Origin of the sequence: Anaeromyxobacter sp. SG64, assembly GCF_022690745.1 — a bacterium.
Lineage (GTDB): Bacteria > Myxococcota > Myxococcia > Myxococcales > Anaeromyxobacteraceae > Anaeromyxobacter > Anaeromyxobacter soli.
The window spans coordinates 1-1,284 of sequence record NZ_JALCZB010000200.1; the positions used below are offsets into that span (position 1 = coordinate 1).

Consider the following 1,284-nt stretch of genomic DNA (forward strand, 5'->3'; position numbering starts at 1 on the left):
CGCCGGCGTCGCGCTCGTCGAGGTGGACGGCCGGCGACTCGTGGTGGGCTACGGACCTTCGGGGGTCCAGCTCCTCGCCGAATCGCGGAGGGCGTCGCCGGAAGGGAGCGCGCCGTGACGCCGCTCGCCCTCGCCGCCGGCCCCGTGGCGGACCGGCCCGCCGAGCTGCTCGTCCTGCTCGCCGCGCTCGCCGTCGTCCCCGCCGCGCTCGTCATGCTGACCTCGTTCCTCAAGATCGTCGTCGTCCTCTCGATCGCCCGCTCCGCCCTCGGCGCGCCGCAGGTCCCTCCGAACACGGCGGTCACCGGCCTCGCCCTCGTGCTGACGGCGCTCGTGATGGCGCCGGTCGGCGAGCGCGCGGTCGCCGCCATGCGCGAGGCCGCCCCCGCGGAGCGCGGGATCGCGGGCACGCTCGCGCAGGTCGAGCGCGGCGCCGAGCCGCTCCGCGGGTTTTTGGCGCGGTTCGCGCGGCCCGACGATCGCGCCGCGTTCGTGGACGTCGCCCGCCGGCTGCGCGGGCCGGGCGCCACGCCGCCGGGCGAGCAGGAGTTCGCGGTCCTCGCCCCGGCCTTCGTGGTGTCGGAGCTGCGCCGGGCGTTCACGATCGGCTTCCTCGTGTTCGTCCCGTTCCTCGTCGTCGACCTCGTCGTCTCGAACGTGCTCCTGGCGCTCGGGCTCACCCAGCTCTCCCCCACCTCCGTCGCCCTGCCCTTCAAGCTCCTCCTCTTCGTCGCCGTCGACGGCTGGAAGCTCCTCGCGCGCGCGCTCGCGCTCTCGTACGCCGGGTGATCGCCATGGACCCCGCCCTCCTGCACGTCGGCCGCGAGGCGCTCCTCCTCGTCCTCGCGGTGTCCGCGCCGCCGCTCCTCGCCGCCCTCGCCGTGGGCCTCGTCACCGGCGTCCTCCAGGCGGCGACGCAGATCCAGGAGCCCACCGTCGGCGTCGTGCCGCGGCTCGCGGCCGTGTTCCTGGCGCTCGCCGTCGCCGCGCCCTGGATCGGCGCGCGCGTCGTCCAGTTCGCCCGAAGCTGCTTCGACCTCCTGCCCCGGATCGCCTCGTGACCCCGCCCTTCCCTCCCGAGCTCGCGGCCCGCGCCCCGGGCGCGCTCCTCGCCGCCCTGCGCCTCCTCCCGGTGGCCCTGGCGTCACCCTTCCTCGGCGGCCCGCTCGTCCCGCCGGTGGTGCGCGTCGCGCTCGCCGCGGGCCTCGGCGCGGCCGTCTCCGCGGCCGGCGCGGCCCCGGCGGCGACGGACGCGCTCTCGCTCGCCGCGGGCGGGGTCCGCGA

At 77.6% G+C, this 1,284-nt stretch carries 3 protein-coding genes and 1 pseudogene; all 4 read left to right on the forward strand.

All coding sequences use genetic code 11. The annotated features are described in order from the left end of the window. The coding region (locus MNZ29_RS25165) for a flagellar biosynthetic protein FliO (protein WP_277957397.1) at positions 1 to 118 on the forward strand (118 nt) is incomplete at its 5' end. After that, a complete protein-coding gene (locus tag MNZ29_RS24060) occupies positions 115 to 789 on the forward strand; it encodes an EscR/YscR/HrcR family type III secretion system export apparatus protein (RefSeq protein ID WP_242341603.1) in 675 nt (224 codons plus the stop codon). The genes MNZ29_RS25165 and MNZ29_RS24060, both read left to right, overlap by 4 nt. A gap of 5 nt (positions 790 to 794) precedes the next feature. Then, positions 795 to 1,061 (forward strand): flagellar biosynthetic protein FliQ, encoded by a 267-nt coding sequence (locus tag MNZ29_RS24065; protein ID WP_242341604.1) that lies wholly within the window; start codon positions 795 to 797, stop codon positions 1,059 to 1,061. Continuing rightward, a pseudogene (locus tag MNZ29_RS24070) lies at positions 1,058 to 1,284 on the forward strand (type III secretion protein); the annotation flags it as partial. The gene MNZ29_RS24065 and the pseudogene MNZ29_RS24070, both read left to right, overlap by 4 nt.